The organism is Bradyrhizobium sp. AZCC 1693 (assembly GCF_036924745.1).
Classification (GTDB): domain Bacteria; phylum Pseudomonadota; class Alphaproteobacteria; order Rhizobiales; family Xanthobacteraceae; genus Bradyrhizobium.
Genome location: NZ_JAZHSD010000001.1, coordinates 5,425,033 through 5,446,568 on the forward strand (window position 1 = coordinate 5,425,033; position 21,536 = coordinate 5,446,568).

12 protein-coding genes and 2 pseudogenes are annotated in these 21,536 nt (G+C 61.1%); 6 read left to right on the forward strand and 8 right to left on the reverse strand.

Going from position 1 to position 21,536, the window contains the following annotated elements; genetic code table 11:
• Positions 1-23 precede the first annotated feature (23 nt).
• Positions 24-539, reverse strand: coding sequence for a hypothetical protein (locus V1293_RS25755; protein WP_334513292.1), 516 nt, complete (start codon positions 537-539; stop codon positions 24-26).
• Positions 496-7,500, reverse strand: a complete 7,005-nt coding sequence (locus tag V1293_RS25760; protein WP_334513294.1) for a SpvB/TcaC N-terminal domain-containing protein — start codon at positions 7,498-7,500, stop codon at positions 496-498. Before V1293_RS25760 ends, V1293_RS25755 begins: the two co-directional genes overlap by 44 nt.
• 1,213 nt (positions 7,501-8,713) lie before the next feature.
• Here V1293_RS25760 and V1293_RS25765 point away from each other — a divergent pair.
• The 3 genes from V1293_RS25765 to V1293_RS25775 all read left to right on the forward strand — a co-directional run bounded on the left by V1293_RS25765 (position 8,714) and on the right by V1293_RS25775 (position 13,342).
• A complete protein-coding gene (locus tag V1293_RS25765; protein WP_334513297.1) occupies positions 8,714-11,713 on the forward strand; it encodes a patatin-like phospholipase family protein in 3,000 nt (999 codons plus the stop codon).
• Between the two features lie 147 nt (positions 11,714-11,860).
• The gene (locus tag V1293_RS25770; protein ID WP_334513299.1) at positions 11,861-12,691 is read left to right on the forward strand and encodes a hypothetical protein; all 831 of its coding nucleotides are present in this window, start codon (positions 11,861-11,863) and stop codon (positions 12,689-12,691) included.
• Positions 12,692-13,342: a hypothetical protein gene (locus V1293_RS25775; RefSeq protein ID WP_334513300.1), complete on the forward strand. Its 651-nt coding sequence runs from the start codon at positions 12,692-12,694 to the stop codon at positions 13,340-13,342.
• A 310-nt stretch (positions 13,343-13,652) separates the two neighbouring features.
• Here the strand turns inward: V1293_RS25775 and V1293_RS25780 are convergent.
• From V1293_RS25780 to V1293_RS25805, 6 genes and pseudogenes are all read right to left on the reverse strand, one after another.
• Positions 13,653-13,824 (reverse strand): annotated as a pseudogene (locus tag V1293_RS25780) (IS21 family transposase); the annotation flags it as partial.
• 93 nt (positions 13,825-13,917) lie between these two features.
• Positions 13,918-14,481, reverse strand: coding sequence for a hypothetical protein (locus V1293_RS25785; protein ID WP_334513304.1), 564 nt, complete (start codon positions 14,479-14,481; stop codon positions 13,918-13,920).
• 12 nt (positions 14,482-14,493) lie between these two features.
• Positions 14,494-15,357, reverse strand: coding sequence for an IS21-like element helper ATPase IstB (istB, locus tag V1293_RS25790; protein WP_334513306.1), 864 nt, complete (start codon positions 15,355-15,357; stop codon positions 14,494-14,496).
• A pseudogene (locus V1293_RS25795) lies at positions 15,287-16,295 on the reverse strand (Mu transposase domain-containing protein); the annotation flags it as partial. The gene istB and the pseudogene V1293_RS25795, both read right to left, overlap by 71 nt.
• 29 nt (positions 16,296-16,324) lie before the next feature.
• Positions 16,325-17,290, reverse strand: coding sequence for a Bug family tripartite tricarboxylate transporter substrate binding protein (locus V1293_RS25800; protein ID WP_442894285.1), 966 nt, complete (start codon positions 17,288-17,290; stop codon positions 16,325-16,327).
• 308 nt (positions 17,291-17,598) lie between these two features.
• On the reverse strand, positions 17,599-18,786 hold the full coding sequence (locus V1293_RS25805) for an enoyl-CoA hydratase-related protein (protein ID WP_334513307.1): 1,188 nt from the start codon (positions 18,784-18,786) through the stop codon (positions 17,599-17,601).
• A gap of 177 nt (positions 18,787-18,963) precedes the next feature.
• On the opposite strand from V1293_RS25805, the gene V1293_RS25810 reads away from it, so the two are divergent.
• From V1293_RS25810 to V1293_RS25820, 3 genes are read left to right on the forward strand one after another with little or no spacing between them, the layout of a single operon-like run.
• Entirely contained in the window at positions 18,964-20,223 is a 1,260-nt protein-coding gene (locus V1293_RS25810; RefSeq protein ID WP_334513308.1) for an aromatic ring-hydroxylating oxygenase subunit alpha, read from the forward strand.
• The gene (locus V1293_RS25815) at positions 20,223-20,717 is read left to right on the forward strand and encodes an aromatic-ring-hydroxylating dioxygenase subunit beta (protein WP_334513309.1); all 495 of its coding nucleotides are present in this window, start codon (positions 20,223-20,225) and stop codon (positions 20,715-20,717) included. Before V1293_RS25810 ends, V1293_RS25815 begins: the two co-directional genes overlap by 1 nt.
• A 23-nt stretch (positions 20,718-20,740) precedes the next feature.
• Complete coding sequence (locus tag V1293_RS25820; RefSeq protein ID WP_334513310.1) at positions 20,741-21,535, forward strand: enoyl-CoA hydratase/isomerase family protein; 795 nt, start codon at positions 20,741-20,743, stop codon at positions 21,533-21,535.
• Position 21,536: the final 1 nt, after the last annotated feature.

Below are 21,536 nucleotides of genomic sequence, written 5' to 3' on the forward strand. Positions count from 1 at the left end.
CCTGAATTACAAGAGCCGCCTACCTAATCTTTAGGATTCCAGAGACGCTCCGTTAGTGCTTTGGCGCCGTAGATCTCTCCGTGAATCAGCGATTTCACAAACGGATCCCACGCAGGGTCGAATATCATCCCGCCTGCTCCTATGTTTCGGAGTCTAAGATCATTCAGCAAAGTACCCATGCGCCACGAACCCTGCGCGTATCGTTGCCAGAATAAACCATTCGCCTTGCTCATCGTCTCCCCGGCGCTTCGAGTCCACAACGCTCCTTCACGCATGGTGAAGTCAACTCCGATGTCGCCGAGTTTTGAGAGTCCTTGGGCTTGGCTCTCTATTGAAAGACGGCCCCACTGTCTTCGAAAGAATCCTGCCGCTGGATCTACTGTCTTGACGTACCAGTCGCCCTCTCGAAAAACATTCACGCCGGGAGTGAACCATCGGGATTCTGTAATTGCGGCACTACCTTCGGCCAGTTTGGGAACAACCGTCTTCGCAAGCTCAGGTGAGCTGTGCAACGAGAGTTGCGCCGCCTCGCGGCCCAATAACTTGGCACCGCCACGCAGCAGTATTTTTCCTGCTCCGCGTGACTAAGGACTTAACTAGAAATACGTCGGTGATGGCTAACACGCCCCAAAACGCACTTTTTGCATAATGGCCCTCTTGAAGGTGATTGATTGATTCGCGTCCTGATCCCCACACTGGAATCAAGGATTCCTTGAAGCCTGGCGCCCCCACGGATCCTTTGGTGGTGGAGCCTTCCGCTTGAGCCAGCGCACGACGTGCGTCGGGCTTGGACTCATATGAATCGGGCTTACTCTCGAATTGGCCTGTGGGATCAACGTTGCAAGTGGGATTATTGCCGACGTAAGAGTACTGGTTGGGGCCATCGTTTGTGGCGATCGGATCCGTCGATATCCATCTCCCCAGCCACGGCGCATAATACCTCGCGCCGTGATAATTCAGTCCCGTCGATTCATCGCGCTCCTTGGCTGTGAAGCGATAGCGCCGGGCGGCAGCGCCGGAAGTCGGCGCTTGGAAACTCGTCCCGCCATAGGGATAAAACTCCTCGCGCGCGATCAGGTCGCCCGAGGCGCGGTCGATCTCGACGCCGCATGAACCAAGGTGATTGGGAAGCTGCAGCCGCACCTGCGCGTTGCCGCCGCCGGCATGGTCGACGATCGCAAGGATACCGGCGCCGTCGCGGATCACCGAGGAGTGCGTCGCCAAACCAGTCGAGAAGAATTCGAACTCGCCGAAATAGCAGCGCGTCCCGCGCGGCTCCGACTTCGCCGCGCGCTGGCCCGCCGCGTCATAGGCAAAGCGGCTGCGGTCGCCGCCGCGCACGGCTGAAACCAGGCGGTCGCGGCAATCCCACGCCAGGCTGGAGAGATGGGCCATGCGAACGACATTGCCGTGGTCGTCATACTGAAGGGTTTCGACGTTGAGGGCGCCGACGCTGACGTTGCGCAGCCGGTTGTTCAGGATTTCGACGTCGAAGCTGCGGGTCCAGCTGCCCGAGCCCGCGACATGGCGCTGACGCAGCAGATTGCCGACGGAGTCATAGTGATAGGTCTCCGAATAATTGCGGAAAGCGTGCTGGTCGTTCGGATGGGCGCCGAGGTCGAACGGCGAGCCGTCGGCGAACCGCTCATTCCAGGTGCCCGAGGTGCGGCTGCAATGCTCCCGGCCGCTGGCGGTGGCGAGTCGATAAAGCGAGTCATAGGTGAATTGCTGAAGCGGCTCGATGCGCTGGCCCGCGTAAAACTCCACATCGAGGCTGTCATCCGCAATATGCGTGATGCTGCCGACGGGATCGAAGACATGATGGAGGTACTGAAACTCCCTGGCCTGCTGGAAATGCAGCCGCCCGGTCAGGGAATCGAACACGTAGCGGATGCCGGGGCCTTCGCCGCTGTGCCGGAGCAGGGCGCGCTGGCCGGAGGGGCGATATTCGATGCCGGCCACCACCGTGCCGCCGGGCGATGACGCCACCTCAATCAGCTGTCCCGACGTCGAATATTTGCGCGATACCGTGGCAGAATCGCAAGCCGATCGGACCAGGCGCGACTGGGCATCGAAACTGTCTTCTCGCGAGCGGACGGTATTGCCGTCCAATGCGAACGCGCGCGCGGTGCTGACCGGCTGACCATGCCAGTCGTAACGGGAGATCGTCAACGTTCCGGCGTCGTCTTGTTGCTGGTGCAGCCGGCCTCTCAGATAGCGGGCGGCCCCATCTCCGAGGCTTTCGCCGTAAGCATAGGACTCGCGGATGTGTTCGCTGCCGGCTTCTCGAACCCGCACCTTGATCGGGCGGCGCAGGCTGTCGAATTCGTGGACGATGCGACGATTCATCGCGTCCCATTCGAGAACCGGCTTGCCGTCGACCGCGGCGAGCATCAGCCGTTTTCCGCCGTCCATGCTGTGCGAGCGCCAGGGTAGGCCGACCATAAAGTAATCCCAGCGCATTACCGGCCGCTGCATGGCGTCGACGACGGCGCGCTGGTTGCCCTCGATATCGTAATCGGTGCGGGTGTGCATGAACTCGTCGGGGCCTTCGAGTTCGCGGCGATGGTGCACCACGGACAGGAAGACACGGCCGCGGGGATCGAGGAAGTTACGCGCGGGTGTCGCCGCATGCGCAGCAGTGCATAGCGCGGCCTCGCGTTCCCAGCGCTGCCGTCGCTCGTCCGCCGGCCAAGAAGCGCGATTCAGCGCGGGGTCTATCCGCTGCTGGTGCCAGCTCGGCTGGAAGTCCGACGGCGGCAGTTTGCGAAAGAAGGCGCGGACGTCCGGATCGGCAAGCGGATCCAGCAAAACGGTGTCGTTTCCGTCCCATGTCGTATCCCCCCAGGCGCGGTGAATGTGCTTCTCGTAACTGTGGCCAACCGGCGCGGTCTGTGCCACCGCTCCGGAGGGCAGTAATACCCGATGCGGGACCAGCGTGGCCCTGACCCGCTGCAGCGGATCGTAAAGGGTCGTGACGGTCGCGCCTTCGATCCGGCCGCGTTCAAAATCGTGCGTGGCGGTGAAGAAGGGTTCGTATTGCCGCACCACCGAATTCTTGTTGTCGTGAATTTGCCAGCCGGAGCCGATCCAGCGCGTGCCAGCCGGACCCGCCGGATCGAGCGGGCCGGGAGCGGTCAGTTGCTTGGTTTGTGCGACTTCGCCGAATCCGTTTGAATAGGCGAACGCGATCTCGATCGGCGCGTCCGCATCCTGCACGACGTGAAACTGGCGCGCCAGGGTCGCGGCCCAGACCGGCCGGATTTTTCGCCCGGCCGGGGCCGGATCCAGCGCGAATACCCCGACCGGCTGCTCCACATTGCAGGCGGCGAACACGTCGTAGACGAATCGCGAGGTGGCATTGCGGATCGAGACGATCGATCCGGAGCCGGGCTGAGCCAGCAGCGTCGGGTTCTCAAAGAATTTCTCGACGTCCGCAGCAGCCAGATTGGCGCTGATGCCGGCAAGACTGTCTTTGGTCGGACGGGGTTCATTGCCGCGTAAGGCCATTGCCGCCACCATCCCGCGCAAGTCAAACCGCAGCTCGGTGACTGAGCCGTTGGCATCCGTGATCTGCTGCGGTTGCAGTAAACGATAGTCGTTCTTGATCCGGGTTTCGTTTTCTAAGGGATCGACGACCCGCTCCGGCATCAGCGCGCCGACGCCGAAGCGTTGCGTGGTCGTGGCATAGAATGAATCGAAATGCCGGATCGGCACGAAAAATGCCGCGGCGTCGTGCTGCTGAAACGGCGAAGGCGCCCACCAGCTCTCGGCATCGGCATCGTCCGGCCATGTACTTGTCGCCGCGAATTGGGAGAAAGGTAGATCCCGCCGCCGCCGGTAACCGGCCAGGATCAGCTGATCGGGATCGATCGGCTCGCCGGCTTCCGCAACCAATCCGCTCAGCATGTCCGGCGTCAGCGCCAGCTTGAAGGTCTGGTGCGGCAGCGCCGGAATCGCGATGCGGCCGAGTGGCAAGGCCTTGGCTTGCGTCGTGTCCCAATAGTGCAGGCGGTTGTGCTCGATCCGGCGGCGCGCCGCCGGGGCACTTGCGGCGGCCTGATACGGCAGTTCGGCTAGGCCCGTGGCGCTGTGCAGCGCCCGCAGGTCGGATGGTTGATAGAAGCCTTTCGGACCGGTGGGAGGGACGCCGGTTATTTCGCAGTCGATGGCTTCGCAGAGAAGGGCCGCCTGATGATCGAGTGGATCAGAAATCGGGTCGGCGATCGCTTCCGTGTAACGCTTGAGCGAATAATCGAGCGAGGTGGCGCCTTGTATTTCCCGTTCCTGTTCGCTCAGGAAGGCGATATCGCGCATCAGGCCGGCAGCGCGCCGCCCGTACGCCGCATGGGCGGACTGCAGCACATTGCCCCACTGATCGACCTCCAGAGTGAATTGGTGCTCGATGCGGGGATCGTCCGGCTGCTGCTCGTAATGATAATCGATCTGTTGCGCCGGATGTACCTGAAACACCGCATGCCGGTTGGCTCCTGTCGCTTGCAGGCGGCGAACGACGTAGTTTCGTTCCGACACGGTATAAGGCCATGCTCCGGGCAAGACCGACCCGTCGTCCTCGCCGGAGTAAACCTCCTGCCGCAGCATCGAGCCTTTGAGGGCACGAACGGCTTCGCGGGTCTCGGCCTCGCGGAGCTCGGGCAGCGCGGTGTCGGGAAGCAGCGCGGCGTCGGCGTCGGTGCAAAAATACTCGGACGCCAGCCGTCGGCTGAGGGTCTCGCCCTTCAGCACCGCGCCGGTGTGAAACCAGGTGCGGACGACAGCCGGGGGAAGGTGAAATTTGGCGTCCGCGTTCGCTGCCGCTGAAGCAAAGGCTGCGGTTCCGCTCCCGGAAAAATCTTCGTATCGCACCGAATCTTGTTGCTCGACAAAGGCGAAACCGCAAAATTCGCGCTCCTGGCCGTCATAATGACCGTGCCGGTAGCGGTAGCTGTTGCTCAGGATTTTGCCGGTGACGAGGTCCCGGTATTCCACACGTTCTATGACCTGCACCGGGAAACCGAGCTTGGTGACCCAGGGCTGGCCATTGTCTCGGTCCTGCACGCAGAATTGTGCCGAGGTCGTGTAGTGGAAGAAGGTTTCGCCACCGAGATTGTTGGTGTGGCGGACCAGCAGATGCGGCTTTTGCGCGCGGCTTGTGTCGGGCGGGACGCGCGGATCCGCCGATTGCGCGCCGACCAGATGCAGATATTGAATCGAAACCGAGGGGTCTGGCGTGGCCGGCGCGAAGACGAGGCAGGATGTGCCGTTCGCCAGCAGGTCTACGACCGACACCGCGCCGGGATCGTCGACGGGCGGAAATGGAATCGTAACCGGGCGGCTGAAGCCGTTACCCGATTGGTTGCGCCAGCAGCGCAGCCCGTTCGCACCGAGGTAAGCCAGGTCGGTCGAGCCGGTGCCGTCGATATCGAGCAGTCGAATGCGGCTTGCGCTGAACAATTCGGACCGGTCGAACGCGACCTGCTCGCCGGTGTCGGTACCATCCTCCTCATGCAGGGTGAGGGCGGTCCGCGGACCGAACCGCCCGCGGCCGAGATTGGGCCAGTAGCAGACCTCGCCGTTACGGATGCGGACCAGATCGGTGAGGCCGTCTCCGGAAACGTCGGCAAGATAGACCGTATTGTTGCGGTCTGCGAACAACAGACGCGGCCCGTTTTTTTCTTCGCTCGCCCAGGTCAGACGCTCCGGCGCGGCAAAGCCAGCCTCTCCGAGTGAGCGCTGCCAGAAATAAGCGCCCTGTTCGGACCACACGAGGTCGGAAAGCCCGTCCCCATCGAGATCGAAGAAACGCACGTTTGGATCGTCGGGATTGAGTGCCGGGCTGCTGGTGAAGGGGATGAAACGGTCCCAGGTGTAGTCGCTCGCACGTTCGCGAAAGCCGGTGCTTGGCCGGCCGAACTCGACGAGGTCGAGCAGGCCGTTGCCGTTGAGGTCAAGCAGCGTGACCGCGGGCGTCGTGGCGTTCGCTCCCGCTACGCCGGCGAGCGCGGGCTGGTAGTCCACCGGCTGGGGTGCGGTAAAGCGGCCCCCGCCGCTGTTGCGCGCGAATAGCCACGCGCCGCCCGAGGACTGGAACAGGGCACCGGGCGCGCCTTCGGCGTCGAGGTCGATGAAGGCGTAGCGTGGCCGGTCGAGCGTGGCGCGCAATGTCGGCAGCGCGTCGGGTGCCAGGCGTTCAACGCGCGCCTTGGCGAGGTCTGGCACCTCCGCGTAGCAAAGCTGCAGCGGGGGAAAAGCTTTTCCGGCAGGGCCGTCCCACGCCACCTGGGTGATGGCGATCAGCTTCGAGAGATATGGATTCTCGTCATAAGTGAGCTCCAGTGAGCGGCAGAGTCCGTCGTAACCGCCGGGAATGCGATGGTACGAAAGAATGCGGCGGCAGAGCCTGCGGGTGCGGATCGCAAAACCGCTTCGGTAGGAAGCAAAACTGTCCGGCCGGACCGGGCCTTCCGATGGGGCGACACGTCTGTCCTTGTCGGCCGGTTGTTCGACGCCAGCCAGCAGGTCGGAAATGTTTTTCGATGGCGTCCCGATCGGGAGTCCGTAGTCGAGCGCCAATTCGAATAGCCAGGGCGAGGTGCCGGCCTGCGGCTCTGCCGGAAAAGGCTTTTTCAACCAGTTTCGGCGGTCGTAGGCAGTCCGGTTGCCGTATTTCGCCGAAACCAGATAGCGCGGCGACGCGAAGGGCTGGTTAGCCAGCTCGCCGTCATCGGAGGAATACTCGTATTGAACCGCGTTTCCACGATCGTCAAAGGAACGCTCGATCTGCCATTGAAATATGCGCGGCGCATCGTCCGGATCGTTTGCAGCGCGTAGCTGCGAGCCAGAGGAGAAGCCGTACAGGCTGGTGACATTTGTACGGCTGATGATCCGCCAGAAGCTGTTGGAGCAGGCGCGGCTGCCGTCCGGCCGGGGTGCGATCATGCGCCACCATTCGATACGGCTGAACGCGTTGTCCACGCGGGGACGATAGGGACGCACTTCGTAATGTTCGGCAGCGGGAGCGGATGGCAGAAGGCTTCCATTGGGCGAGTGATACCGCACGATCGCGTTGCCACGGTCATCGGCGACGCGCACCAGTTCGTCGGTTCCCGGCGCCAGGAAACCGTCGGAGTCGATATCGTCTGCGTAACGAGGGATACCCTTGTCCGTGCGCCGGACGATGGCTGGCGCGTTCACGCTCCAGGCGATGCCAAACGGGCCGTTGCCTGCGCCGGATTCGTAGTCCATTGATAGTTCAGGGCCGATGCCGCCACGGACGGGATTGATTGGAAGAGGCACCGTTAGGCGTGCCGTGCCGCGATAGCCATCGACACTGATTTTTTCATCAATACCCCGGATTGCGCCGCCGCCTTTCGGCAGGTTGGCCGCAAATCCCCCGCCTTCAAACACAGCCTTATTATTGGAAGAAGTTGGAGACCCCATCGAACCGGCATGGTTGCCAATCGAATTTGTCGAATGCCGAGGGAGCGAGGGGCTGGACATCGATGCTAAACAAACCCAATCAGAGCGTGGCCGAAGATTGAGCGTCTGGGCTGCAAAGCCCGTTTAACTGGATACCATGTCGACATTCTCCGCTCGCTTCGATCCGGCTGGGCCTGCTCTCGTAACGTCACGTCCGCGATGCTCTGCCGGCTCGTGCGAAGGCTGATTGGCCGGCGGTACAGGCGAAAGCTTCCGGGCTCGTCAAACATCAGAACGCCCATGAAATCAGTCCTTGCAAACCGATGTGTCCCAAAATGATTGTATGGTCTCAGCCGATCATATTGTTCGATGGACCTGCACTGCGGCTGTATTGCAAACTTGTTTTCGAAATTAAGACGGATGTGTTCCGAATAGTCCGCTTATCAATCCGCTCAGCATAGTCATTGCAGGATATCCCGAGCAATATCTATTTCGAGGCCTGGGCGGAAAACAGACAGTGATCCCCTGAAGCGTTTCGCTCTAAGCGTCGCGGCCTGGCGATCGACCTGTCTCCCGTCATCCTGTTACAAGCGCTTGACCGGCCCACCTCAGTGGCTTCCTCGGAAAGCGTTCAGGACAAGGTCGTCGGCTATCGATTGTTTCGCTTGCCCGACGTAAAGCGGTTGCCCGCGCAGGACTAGTTGAAGCCTTCAGGCTTGGTGTATTTTTCCGGGAGCGTTAATTCAATGGGCCAGCCACAATGAGAGTTAGCCTGAACCGGTCCCACTGGTTGACAGCCCCCAGCAACTCCATACAATGAAGAGTTGTGATACTAATAAGATCCCGTTTGGCTATTTGGTCGAGAAAAGTTGCTGGGAAAAGTAGCGGCGAGGCGTGTTGCAGGCGCAAAAAGGCATTGCTGAGCGTGTTTTGATTTTCAGTACAGCGCACGCTAGGGCTCGCACATCTTTCGTCTGCGCGAAATCATGGCCTGACGATTTAGATTTGGAGCCTCAACTAGCGGGCCGAATTGGCTGATGAAGTCTAGTTGTCACGGTAGGGTGTTGAAGAACCGTCGGTATTACAGATTTGCTGGTGGCCTTCTTCAGAAAACGAGTGTGGAGCGTCTTATTAAAGGAGCGTCTTATTAAAGATCGTTGATCAGCTTGACATTGGCTCGGCGGAAATGCCGAACCTTCAATCCGGCTTCGCTCCATCAGTGGGACTGCTCGTGCCGGATGGCAGTCTGAAAAAATCGTATCGCTTCACAACCTCCGGAGATCGATGAGTTGTCATGGACGACTTGAAGCGTCGACTGGCTGAGAGCCTTGCCGCATCAAGGGAAGCGGCACAGAAGGCGTCCGCCCTTGTCGCGGATGCTATTGGTGGGCCCGACACCACCGTCCTGGCCGACGCTGGTGACGTGTTCCATGACGAATTCAACGCGATCGAACTCCGGCGGAATGTGCTCGCCGGCAACGGATACACCGAGCCCGCCTCGCTGACTGCAGGCGTACCGGGTGCCGACGCGACAATGGAGGACTATTGTCGGAAAGCCCACGGCCTCCAGAACCTGTCCGCGCTGTGTCTCTCCGGGGGCGGCATCCGCAGTGCAGCTTTTGCGCTCGGCGTGGTGCAGGGCCTTGCCAAGCGGCAAGTCCTGTATCAGTTCGACTATCTCTCAACGGTTTCCGGCGGCGGTTATCTGGGCAGCTTTCTCACGGCATGGGTTCAGCGCAAAGGGTACGGTCCAGTTTGCGAAGACCTGGTTGGCGATTTTAAGCCGGGCGAGACGTCACCCTTGCAATACCTTCGTCGCTACACGAGCTATTTGACCCCAGATCGCGGCCTGGTCACCGCCGATGCGCTCACGGTGCTTGCGCTGTACGTTCGCAACCTGTTTCTGAACTGGCTGATCATCGTCCCGCTCGTCCTCTGCGTGATCATCGCTCCGAAATTCTATGTCGCGGCAGTTGGAGCGCTTCCCGGGTCGCAGCTCATTATCTCGTCAACGCTGATGCTCGCTATCACGGTGATGGGATTGGCGTCGCTGGAATCGCTTCGGCAGCGGCCAGGCTGGGAAAGCCGGCAAGACAGAAAGCCCGAGGCATTCCAGATCTGGCAGAAGTGGCCGATGCTCGTCGCCGGCCTGGCTGCGAGCATTGCCTCGTTGAAATTCCTGGAGAGCGGCAAAGGGATCTCGAACTGCTTGGCAACACATCCAGTCGACGGTGCTTTCTTCCCAAATGTTGAGGTGCAAGATGCGCCGCAAGGTGTGATGCTGGGCGATGCAATCCTGTTCGCGGCGGGAATCGTGGCGGCAGTCAGCTTCATTGCCTGGATGATTGCATTCTTCGTATCGAGGCCGCCGAACCCTTCCGAGATATCAACCCGCTCGACCGTGCGGGTGAGAGCGGGCGACGCAATCTGGTCAGTTATTCTCTTCACGCTGTCCGGTGCTGTAATCGGCATGGGTCTTGGCCTGGCTTTCTACTGGATTGCCGGCATGTGTAATTTTGCGCTGCGGGCATTTGTTGTTCTCTGCTTTGGTCCGCTGATCGTTATCGCCGCCAGCTTCCTTGGGGAGATGATCTATATCGGTCTCACCAGCGACTCCAAATGGAGCGACGGTGAGCGCGAATGGCTGGCGACAGCGGAGGGATATCACGGTCGCACAGCGGTGACCTGGATGCTGCTGATGCTGCTGGTTTTCGGCGGATCTTACGGCATCTTTTATCTTGCCGACGATCCGGATTGGTACAAGCTGTTACCGACTCTTGGCGGCACTGGCGGCGTCACGGCTGTGATCGTCGCCTGGCTTGGCAAGGCATCGGCGACTGCTGCAAACATCCGCGAACGCTACAACACCTGGAAAAATTGGTCGTCGGCCGCCATTCTCGCTGTGGCCATGCCGGTGTTTCTGATTATCACGACTAGTTTCTTGTCGGCTGGGGTCGATTGGCTGGTTGCCAAGAATGCCCTGTCGTATGGAATGGAGGTGTCCCAGTGGGGAATTGGCGGTTTGACTGCCTATGCATCGGGCCTGAGCTTGCTCTGGCGGCTGGTGATTGTATTGGCGATCTGCCTTACCGTCTTGCTGGGAGCATCCTACAGGATAAATACCAACCGCTTCTCACTGCACGGGCTGTATCGAAACCGGCTGATACGCGCGTTTCTCGGCGCTTCCCGGGCGGAGGCCGAAAGGAAGGCCAACCCGCTCACCGGTTTTGATGAAAAGGACAATGTAGATCTTTGCGACCTGTGGCCTAACAAATATGAGGCCGGCATCCCTCCGCAATACCTTGTCGTCAACTGCTCGTTGAACGTTCTGAAATCATCGGAACTGGCATGGCAAGAACGAAAGGCGATGTCGATGACCTTCACTCCCCGCGCAGCGGGGGCGCGCGCGCTCGACGACTGGAAGGGATACTATCGTCGCGCCAGCGAATACAGCGACCGTATCAGTCTCGGAACAGCGATGACGATTTCGGGGGCTGCGGTCAGTCCGAACATGGGATACCACTCGTCGTCGGCTCTGAGCGTGCTGATGACGTTTTTCAACGTCCGTCTGGGCGCATGGCTTGGCAATCCGGGGCCGGCTGGCGCGCAAATCTACAAGGCATCGGGACCGCGCTTCTCGGCTTGGCCCATCCTGATCGAGGCCCTCGGCCTGACGACGGAAAAGAGGAGCTACGTCTATCTCTCCGATGGCGGTCATTTCGAGAATCTCGGCCTCTACGAGATGATCCAGCGGCGATGCCGCTTCATCGTGGTCAGCGACGCAGGATGCGACCCCGGTATCACCTTCGAGGACCTCGGCAACGCCGTCCGCAAGATTTCGATTGATCTCAATGTGAAACTCGAATTCGACTCGTTGCGAATTCCCGCACGGAAGGATCCTCCGGTTACGGGTACCTATTTCGCGATGGCCCGAATCATTTACCCGGAAGCTGGCGCTCCCGTCGGCCGACTGCTCTATATCAAGCCGAGCTACCAGGGGACGGAGCCCCCTTCGGTGCGGAGCTATGCCGAAGCGAACCCGGCTTTTCCCCATGAGCCGACCGGTGATCAGTTTTTCGGTGAATCTCAGTTTGAAGCCTATCGGGCGTTGGGCGAGTATATCATCCAGAACGTCGATGGAGGCGCGAGGCGAAGTTACACCGACGTGGAGAGATTCATGGATGCCGTCGCTGCGCACAGCAAGAAAAGCTCCACAACGGCCGGGCAGACGCAGGCCCGCGGCTATTCGAACATTTTCCAACGCAGGTCACCGGCAACGCCGTCCAGGCGCTAGGAGGCGCGCCCGTCCACCTTGTCCCTTTTGCAACCCTGATTTTGATACCGCCCACACCATCTCGAGTTTCGACATCTAGTTCTTCCGAAAATAATGAAACGGAGTGCAGCAATGCGAAGCATGGTTCGATTTGGGTGCCTGTTGGTCTTGTTCGGCTTCGCCGGTCCAGCGTGGGGCCAGTACCTGGAAGATGCGACGGTATGCGGCAGCCTGACGCGCGACGCGCGCAGGGGCCTTTACGTAGCTTACCCAGCGTTTTCGGCCGGCGCGACAAAAGTGAGGGCGGAAGGCGGTTGCGGGACCGATCCAGGCCTCTGCGTCAGCCGGGTCAATGGCGCGAACGTCTTCGATCCCAGCGTCAAGTTCTACTACGTTCCTGTCCCGGTGCCTGCAAACGAAGAAGGGGTCTGGCATGTCCGAACCCAAACCCAGGCGCTCAACGTCGGCGGGGCTGACCTCGCCATGATAAAGCGGCCGGCCATCAAGACCCAATGTTCGCCGGACGCCCCGCTTGAAATCTCGCCGGATGTCCCGCGAGTCAGCGTCGACGACTATATCGACTATCACAATGGCAGGCGGGGCGGTTGGGATTTTGGGCGCTATTTCCACTTCCGGATTCAAGATCCTCCTGGCGGTTGCATCAGCACCGGCAGCAGGGCGATGGGCAATCTCAACGAGATTTACGGCTTCGAGGGCGTAGCCAGAAGAGCGCGCGAGGTTGCGAGCTATTCCTTGTTGTCCAGAGCAAATGCGGCGACAACACGCTACGCCGGGCTTTCGTCGGAATTCGCCTATCGTAACCCGCAAGAGGCGGCATGCTTCGCTTTCAGTGGGCCAACGCTTACCCGGTCCGACATGGCGCAATCGGATATAGACTGGCGGCCGCAAACGACGACGGTCTGGATCAAGCGGCTGCGAGGCAGGCAGGTGATGCAAGCGATCGACGTCACGCGGCGGGTCGTGACCTGGAGACAGTAGATGCGTAGATGGCCGTTGAACTTTCCGGCCTATTGGGTCGTCGAAAACTCAGCGATAGAGGATTTCTTTGCAAAATTCATCTGGCTGATCGTCCCGCTCCAGTATGGATTACTGACGCAGATCGCGCGCGGCCTGGATCCGGGTGACTACACCGTCGCGGCGTTGCTGTCGCTCAGCTCGATGGTTTTGCTGTTGATCGCAGGCTCGGCAACTGCCGGCGTCGTGCTTGTGATCTTCAAGCGCGCCAGAGGCAACTATCAGCAGGTAGCCCGAATGTGGGTGGTCTCGCTTTTGATCAGCTGGGCGGGCGCCAACTTCTTGTATGCAGGTTCGCTGATATGTGGATACGTATGGGAGTGGAACGGCGACCTGCTCGGTGATTCCCTTCGCATTTTGATGGTCGACCGTCTCAAAATCCTGAAGGAAGTCGACGTCGTACCTGGCCGGAATTGGCCGACGTTCTTGTCCTATCTGATATTTGCGTACCTTTCCGTTGCTGTTTGTTTCCTGGTACGCGTCTTACATATTCGGTTCTCGCGCCAGCGCGGACCGTCGCCGCCCCTGCCCGAGCCTGACCTGATCTGGCCCGGTGTCGTGGTCGCAACGGTCATGATGTTTATCAACGTCGTTGCCACGGCGCCCGCGAAGTAGCACGATTCCGTGACTTTTCATCCCTATCAGCATCCCGAGGCGCAAGAGTTGGACGACTTGCGAAGTCTTGACTGCGCCACAGACGGCGGCAAAGCCAACCGAGCAGCTTGTCGGCCGCATGGCTGTGTTTCGGCACCGAAGTGGGGACCCCATGCTGGCTGCCTGCAATTGATTGATTCAACATAGAATTCAGCTCTTCGAGAGAGGTCCCATCGGCGCCGACGGGACCTCTCTGAAGAGCAGCGTCTCAAATGTTATCAGCGTATTGCGGCCGGCGCGGTGGGGGCCATTTCGATCAGCAATGACACCTGATTTTCGGAAGCGGCTGTGCCTCGCGCTCGTAGCCAAACTCCGTCGCCGCCGAACGGATGACCTTCCGTACCACCTTCCCGAAACGCCGACGTCACGCATATCGCCTTGATCGGCTGTCCGTGAACGAAATACGCTCGACGGATCTTCGCAATCATCTCCACGACGAGCATTCCAATCTCGGCTCCCATGAAAAAAAGAAGCCAGTGTGGACCCCTCAGTACAGGGGTCCCGATTGGACGCCGATCACCGCGAAAACGGGATCCTTATTCCGCGCCGAAACTGAGTGAGACCGTCGGGTCGCCCAGTATCACCGTAGTTTGCCGATCCATTGCGACCAACTGGCAGTATAGCGCTCGATCTCGCGCGCCAGTGATCTGGCCGCGGGCGTCGGCGGCGGCGTTCGACCAATAGGCGAAGTAGTTTCCCGCCTCTTGATAGACTTTCTCGAGCGCCCACCCGATTGGATTGGGTTCGGACTTTTGGTAGAGCCTGTCGTAGAGCGCGGACACGAGCACGTGGGTCACCACCTGCTTGTTCTCCGTCTCTCGCAGGGTCCAATCGAAGGTCGGTTCGACGTGGCCGATGAAGGCACGAAGCGGTCTTTGGGCGCCAAGAAGTGCTCTGGCCATAGGCGCGGTGATTGCGCCAGCGCCGTTGGAAATTCCAGAAAGCATATCGCCGATTTCGCTTCCGGCCGGAAATAGACTCCGGTAGCGGGACACACCGTCCGAACCGGCCGAGCAACAGGCATGAGCGTACCAGATCGCCCCGGACGGATTCCAGGCGCGCAGTTTGTCCACTTGTAGAACGGAATAATCGCAGTCCACCGGGCAACCCTGTCAATCGGCGTTCAATTTTGACCCCGCATCGGCGTCCAATTTTGCCCCCCTTGAGCCACGGGTTCTGGTGGTAGCGCTCGCGCCGTCGGAGCTGGCCGGGGTTGCGGAGACGGGGCGAGCGCGGGTTGTTTGATCATCATCGCGGCTTTTGAATCGCCAGCTCTCATTGCCCGTTTCGACGATGTCGCAGTGGTGGGTCAGGCGATCGAGCAACGCAGTGGTCATCTTGGCGTCGCCGAACACGCTGGGCCACTCGCCGAAGGCGAGGTTGGTGGTGACGATGATGGACGTGCGCTCGTATAGCCGGCTGACGAGGTGGAACAGGAGCTGTCCGCCGGCTTGGGCGAAGGGCAGATAGCCGAGTTCGTCGAGGACGATGAGGTCCATCCGCGTCAGATGCTCGGCAAGTCGGCCTTGGTGCCCGTTGCGGGTCTCGGTCTCGAGCCGGTTGACGAGGTCGACGACGTTATAGAACCGCCCACGAGCGCCTGATCGGATGCAGCTGCGGGCAATGGCGATGGCAAGATGGGTCTTGCCGGTGCCGGTCCCGCCGACCAGCACAGCGTTGCGCTGCTGGGCGATGAAGCCACCGCCGGCGAGGTCATTGATGAGCGTCTGGTTAATCGGCGTACCATCGAAGTGGAAGTCACTGAGGTCCTTGGCGAGCGGCAGCTTGGCGATGGTGAGCTGGTATTTGATCGAGCGCGCCTGCTTCTCGCTGACTTCGGCGTTGAGCAAATCGCCGACGATGCGCTGGGGCTCATGCTGGCGTTTAACGGCGGTAGCCATGATCTCATCGTAAGCCGCCTTCATGCCGTAGAGCTTGAGCTCGCCCATGAGGTCGAAGAGTTGAGTGCGTTCCATCAGATGGTTCTCCTGAGGTTGTCGTAACGGGCACAATCGGCAACGGGCGCGTGTCGCAGCGTCAGTGCGGCCGGTGTGAGGATCGTGGCCGGTGGGCCGGGATCACGCTGGCGGGCCAGAATGTTGAGGACGACGTCGGCGGAATGAACGCCGTGGGCGATCGCCTCGGTGCAGGCGACTTCGACCGCCGGCAGTCCGTCGGTAAGCACCGCGGTGAGGATGTCGACCATCTGCCGATTGCCGTCGGTCACGCCGGCAAGCTTGCGCCGCACGCGTTCCATCGCGGCGGGCAGCACCCAGTCCTTGAAGGGTGCGCCGTTGCGCAAGGCGCCTGGCTTGCGTGCCAGCACGGGCACGTAATGCCAGGGGTCGTAGACCGTCTCGCCCCGCCCGAACGAGCGAGGATGCTCGGCGACGATCCGGCCGTCCTGGCGGATCACGATGCGGTCGGCATAGGCATGAACTTCGACGGGCCGTCCGACCGCGCTCGCCGCCACCGAGTATTTATTGTTGTCGAAGCGCACCAGGCAGGTCTTCGAGACCGACGCTGGCACCGCGTGGAATCCGTCGAACCGGCCGGCATAGGGAACGAGTTTTGGTCGTTCCGCCTCGAACACCTCCCAGACTGTCTGCTCGGTCAGCTCTGGATGGCGATGCGCCTTGGCGTAAGCGATGCATTTATCAAGCAGCCAGGCGTTCAACTCATCATAGTTTTTGAACCGCAATCGCGGCGTGAAGAAGCGCTCACGGACGAGCCCGACCTGGTTCTCGACCTGCCCCTTCTCCCAGCCGGATGCCGGCGTGCAGGCAACCGGATCGACGAGGTAATGGCTGCACATCTGCTGGAATCGACGATTGTAGAGGCGGTCCTTGCCGACGAAGATCGTCTCCACCGCGGTCTTCATGTTGTCGTAGATGCCGCGTCCGCAGGTGCCCTTTTGTAGAGTCGAGGTGTGACGCGGTAGCTTTAGGTTCGAGCATATCTGTTGCCGCCCCACTTCTCGGTCTCATCGGCGATGAGCTTCCCGAAGTCGGCAGGCGAACCCACAAGCACCGTGCCGCCCATATCGGCGACCCGCGCCTTAATCTTAGGATCTGCGAGGCCCGCATTGATCTCCTTGTTGAGCCTGTCGATGATTTCGGTGGGCATGTTTTTAGGCGCGCCGACACCCTGCCACGCGCTCGTCTCGTACCCAGGCACAAAATCGCCGACCCTTGGGAGGTCCGGCAGCGCCTCCGAACGCCTTGCACTTGTCACCGCCAATGCCCAAAGTTTGCCAGCCCTTATATACGCGATGGATGCGGGCATGGTGCCGAACATCGCCTGCACGTGACCTCCGAGCATGTCAGTCAGTGCAGGTGCCTCGTCCCGATACGGAACGTGGACCATGTTGAGACCGGTCATCATCTTGAACAGTTCGCCCGATAGATGGCCTGCCGTTCCGCTGCCGCCCGATGCCATGTTGACCTTGCCCGGGTTAGCCTTGGCATAGGCGACGAACTCGGAAACCGTCTTCGCCGGGAACGATGGGTGTACCGCCATAATGAAGGGGACCGAGTTGATGCCTGCGACGGGTGCAATGTCGCGGAGGAAGTTGAAATTGAGTTTTTCGTAAAGCGTCGCATTGATCGCGGACGAGGCGCCGACCAGGAGGAGGGTGTATCCGTCCGGCGGCGCATTCACGACCAGCTCCGTACCAATATTGCTGCCGGCTCCTGGCCTGTTCTCGATGACAAATTGCTGGCCGAGACGCTCCGAGAGCCATTGGCCGATCAGACGAGCGCTGATGTCGGTCGATCCGCCGGCGGAAAATGGGACGACGATGCGCGCCGGCCGTGTGGGATAGGTCTGCGCCCGTGCGATGCGCGAAACTACCGGCATCGCCGCAGCGCCTGCTGCGAGATGCAAGAATTGGCGGCGCGGAAGTTTCATTGGCATCCTGCTCCATGATCGAGCACGCGCCGAAAAGAGCGCGGGCGCGTGATGCGAGCGTGGATAGACCGCACAAATGATGGTCTGAGTGGGATGCCCGCCGACGGCATCAGCCTGCCGCCAAAAAGGGGGGACCTCGGCACGTCCCGCTAGGCCCGGCTCGAGGTTAGGCTACATCAACCATGCGATCAACAAAAAGGGGCCATGACTGCTTGTGGCGCTGAGCAGCCGTTCGCGAGACGGCCGGCTATGGGGGCTTAGCTGAGAGGCCTGGCCGCGAAAAATGAGTTTGCGTCAGCTTGATTGGTTCAACTGCCACGAAAATTCGGCCGTCGCTTAGCTACGAAGGCGGAAATTCCTTCCTGCGCGTCGTCGGTGTTGCTGGCGATGACGATCGAATCCTTTTCGGCGTCGAGCTGATCGGACAGTCCCGTCTCGAACGACTGGCGCAGCATCCGGCGGACGGCGCCGAAGGCGCGCGTCGGGCCGGCGGCGAGTTTCGCGGCGAGGGAGGCGGCTTCGCTATCCACCTGATGGTCCGGCGCTAGGCGCGACACCAAACCGAAGGCGACGGCTTCTTGCGCGGTGAGCCGGCGATTGAACAGGAACAGCTCCTGCGCGCGCCGCATCCCGACCATGCGCGGAAGGAACCAGGTGTTGCCGCCGTCGGCGGTGAGGCCGAGCGCGCCATAACCCAGCGCGAACCGCGCGTCCTCCGCCGCAACGACGATGTCGGCGACATACATCAGGCCCAACCCGCCGCCGCCTGCGCCACCGCGCACCGCGGCGACAACAGGTGCGTCGATGCTGGTCAGCCGCTCGATCGCGAGATGATAGCTGTCGATCATGCGGCGTAGCCGGTTCGGCAATTGCTCGCGTGCGGTGCCGGCAAAAAGCCCAAGATCGCCGCCGACCGTAAAGTTTGGCCCGTTGCCCGCGATCAGGACCGCGCGGACATCAGGGCGTTCGGCAATTTGCGTCGCGGCCTCCGCGAGGTCAGCGGCCATGCGCTCGTCGATCGCATTGCCCTTGTCCGGACGGTTCAGGCGCAATGTGGCGACGCCACCTTCGAAATCGAGCAGCACCGTTCGTAACGGTCCAGCGGCATCGTGCCAGTGGGCGGTGTCGGTGAATTGCTCGAGCGACTTGATGCGCCCTTGATCGAACGCGATCAGATGGGCAAAGGCCGCATCCAGCGCAGCGCCGCCCTGTTTGCCGCGGCCGCGATAGCGGCCGGTCACAAGCAGGCGGCCATCGGCGAGATCGAGAAACCGTTCCGGCTCGGCGCGCGCCTCGAAATGCCGGGCGATCGCGCCCCAGCCATTGCGCCGCATCGCCGCGGGACCGGAATGGTCGCCGCCGATGCCGAACGGCATGCCCTCGGCGATGCGGCCGGTGAATTCCGGATGCAGCAAGGCGTCGAGCTGCGCGCGGTCGCCGGCGGCAAGTGCTGCGTAGAGCGCGCGGGCGACACCGGCAGGGGTGACTTCGTCCATCCCGATGATCCTCCTTGCAAATCCGCTGTTTTGGCGGCTGAACGGGAAAATTCCCTTGAAGCTGCCAAACGCTGGTGCTATTATTAGAACGGTCAGTCGGATTATTTTTAGCCCAAGCCGCAGGGCTCCGCAAGAGAGCCCGGGCCAGCCACGAAAGATACAATGGGAGATGCAGCGATGAACGTCGTGCCGCGCGCGTCGCAATGGGACGAATTGATCCGCCCCGACAGGGTGCACGGCTCGCTCTACAGCGATCCCGCGATCTTTGAGGCTGAGCTGCAGCACATCTGGTACCGCACCTGGGTCTATGTCGGACACGAGAGCGAGGTGCCGAATGCCAACGACTACGTCGTCAAGTCGATCGGGCCGCAATCGGTGATCATGACCCGCGACGAGCAGGGCAAGATCAATCTGCTGCTCAATCGCTGTTCGCATCGCGGCAACCAGGTCTGCTCGTATGACAAGGGCAATGCGCGCTCCTTCACATGCCCGTTCCATTCCTGGACCTTTGCCAATGACGGCCGTCTGGTTGGTTACGCCTTCCCGGACGGCTATGAAGGCCAAGACAAGTCAAAGCTGTCGCTCGGCCGCGTGACGCGGGTGCAATCCTATCGCGGCTTTGTGTTCGGCTCATTTGCCGCCGAAGGCCCGACATTGGAAGAACATCTCGGCGGTGCGACTGAGACCATCGACCGCCTGGTTCGCTTCTCGCCGGAAGGTGAGGTCGAGGTCACCGCCGGTTTCCTCAAGCACCGCGTCAAGGCCAACTGGAAGTTCATCCTGGAGAACGAATGCGACGGCTATCACCCGGCCTTCGTGCATTCCTCGATCTTCGGCGTCGCCGACAGCGCGATCGGCAAGCTCTATGGCGGCGCCTCGACCGCGGTGACGCGTGACTATGGCAACGGCCATACCGAGATCGATTTGCGGCCCGAATTCCGCAAGCGTGACGCGCCGATGAGCTGGTTTGGCACCACGGAAGAGCGGCTGCCGGATTACACCGCGCGGATGAAGGCCGCTTATGGCGACCAGAAGGCGCGCGAGATCATGATCGACGGCACGCCGCATGTGATGATCTTCCCGAACCTGTTCATCGCCGAAATCCAGATGTTCGTGATCCAGCCGCTCGCGGTCGACGACAGCGTGCAGCATGTCACGGCCTTGCAGTTCAAGGGTGCGCCCGACATGAACCGGCGTCTGCGCCAGCAAACAATGGGATCGGTCGGCCCGGCCGGGCTGTTGCTCGCGGACGATTCGGAAATGTACGAGCGCTGCCACCGCGGCGTGCTGGCGCGCAATCCCGAATGGATTTTCCTCGGCCGCGGCGAGAAGCGTGAACGCCTGGACGAACTCGGCTTCAAGGTCGGCCACGTCACCGACGAAATCCCGTCGCGCGGCATCTGGCGACACTACCGCAACCTGATGGAGGCGGTGTAATGCTGTCGCGCGAAAGCGGCGCCACGCTCATGAGCGCGGTAACAGCCTTCATCTACAAGGAGGCGCGGCTGCAGGACGAGCACCAGTATGAAGCCTGGGAAGCGCTGTGGACCGATGACGGCGTCTATTGGGTGCCCGCCAATGGCGACGACATCGATCCCGAAAAGGAAATGTCGATCATCTACGACAACCGTTCGCGCATTTCGCTTCGCATCAAGCAATTGCTGACCGGAAAACGCCACACCCAGACGCCGCAATCGCGGCTGCGGCGGCTGGTGTCCAACATCGAACTGCTCGACCAGCAACCCGGCGGCGATATCTCGGTCGCCAGCAACAGCATGGTGTTCGAATCCAGCCTGCGCGATGACACCATCTGGGCCGCCTGCAACGAATACCGGCTGCGCTATGTCGATGGCGAGCTGCGGATGGCGTACAAGAAGGTCATCCTGGTCAACAATGAAAAAGCGCTGTTCACGCTCTCGTTCCTTATCTAGCCGGCCAAAGGCGGAAACTTGCCATGATCGAAAAAGGTCCTGTTCTGCTCGACATCGCCGACGGCATCGCGCAGCTGCGGCTCAACCGCCCGGACGCCGCCAACGGCATGAGCGCCGAGCTTCTGAGCGCGCTGTGCGACGCCATTATGGCTTGCCACGGCCAGCCGAACCTGCGCGTACTGCTCCTGAGCGGCGAGGGGACGAATTTTTGCGCGGGCGGCGACGTCCGCGCGTTTGCGTCCAAGGGCGAGAAGCTGCCTGACTATATCAGGCAGGCGACGGCCTATCTGCAGAATGCGGTGACGGGGCTGCTGCGGCTGGAGGCGCCGGTGATTACCTCGGTGCAGGGATTTGCGGCAGGCGGCGGTGGCTTCGGCCTCGTCTGCGCCTCCGATATCGTCATTGCCGGCGAATCCGCAAAATTCCTTGCGGGTGGAACGCGTGTCGCGATGGCGCCGGACGCCGGGGTATCCGTTACGCTGTCGCGACTAGTAGGCCTGCGCCGCGCGATGTCGATCCTTCTGACAAATCCGGTGATATCGGCCCCTGAGGCGCTCTCGATGGGTATCGTTACCAAGGTGGTTCCGGATGCAGAGCTGGCCGAGGCATCGATGGCGATGGCGCGGGAATTGGCTGAAGGTGCGCCGAAGGCGCTGGCGGCCACCAAGCGTCTGGTCTGGGCCGGGACCGGTACCAGCATCGAGCAGTGCCTGTCGGAAGAAGCGCGCACCGTGTCCGAATTGTCCGGGATGGCCGACGCGCGGGAAGGACTTGCCGCCGTCATCGAGCGACGCAAACCCATCTTTACGGGACGCTAGG

What these genes read in the sequence shown, in the direction of transcription:
- istB (WP_334513306.1), bottom strand. Translation starts at nt 15,357, where the DNA reads ATGGAACGCACTCAACTCTTCGACCTCATGGGCGAGCTCAAGCTCTAC.
- V1293_RS25815 (WP_334513309.1), top strand. Translation starts at nt 20,223, where the DNA reads ATGCTGTCGCGCGAAAGCGGCGCCACGCTCATGAGCGCGGTAACAGCC.
- V1293_RS25810 (WP_334513308.1), top strand. Translation starts at nt 18,964, where the DNA reads ATGAACGTCGTGCCGCGCGCGTCGCAATGGGACGAATTGATCCGCCCC.
- V1293_RS25805 (WP_334513307.1), bottom strand. Translation starts at nt 18,786, where the DNA reads ATGGACGAAGTCACCCCTGCCGGTGTCGCCCGCGCGCTCTACGCAGCA.
- V1293_RS25800 (WP_442894285.1), bottom strand. Translation starts at nt 17,290, where the DNA reads ATGAAACTTCCGCGCCGCCAATTCTTGCATCTCGCAGCAGGCGCTGCG.
- V1293_RS25775 (WP_334513300.1), top strand. Translation starts at nt 12,692, where the DNA reads ATGCGTAGATGGCCGTTGAACTTTCCGGCCTATTGGGTCGTCGAAAAC.
- V1293_RS25765 (WP_334513297.1), top strand. Translation starts at nt 8,714, where the DNA reads ATGGACGACTTGAAGCGTCGACTGGCTGAGAGCCTTGCCGCATCAAGG.
- V1293_RS25760 (WP_334513294.1), bottom strand. Translation starts at nt 7,500, where the DNA reads ATGTCCAGCCCCTCGCTCCCTCGGCATTCGACAAATTCGATTGGCAAC.
- V1293_RS25820 (WP_334513310.1), top strand. Translation starts at nt 20,741, where the DNA reads ATGATCGAAAAAGGTCCTGTTCTGCTCGACATCGCCGACGGCATCGCG.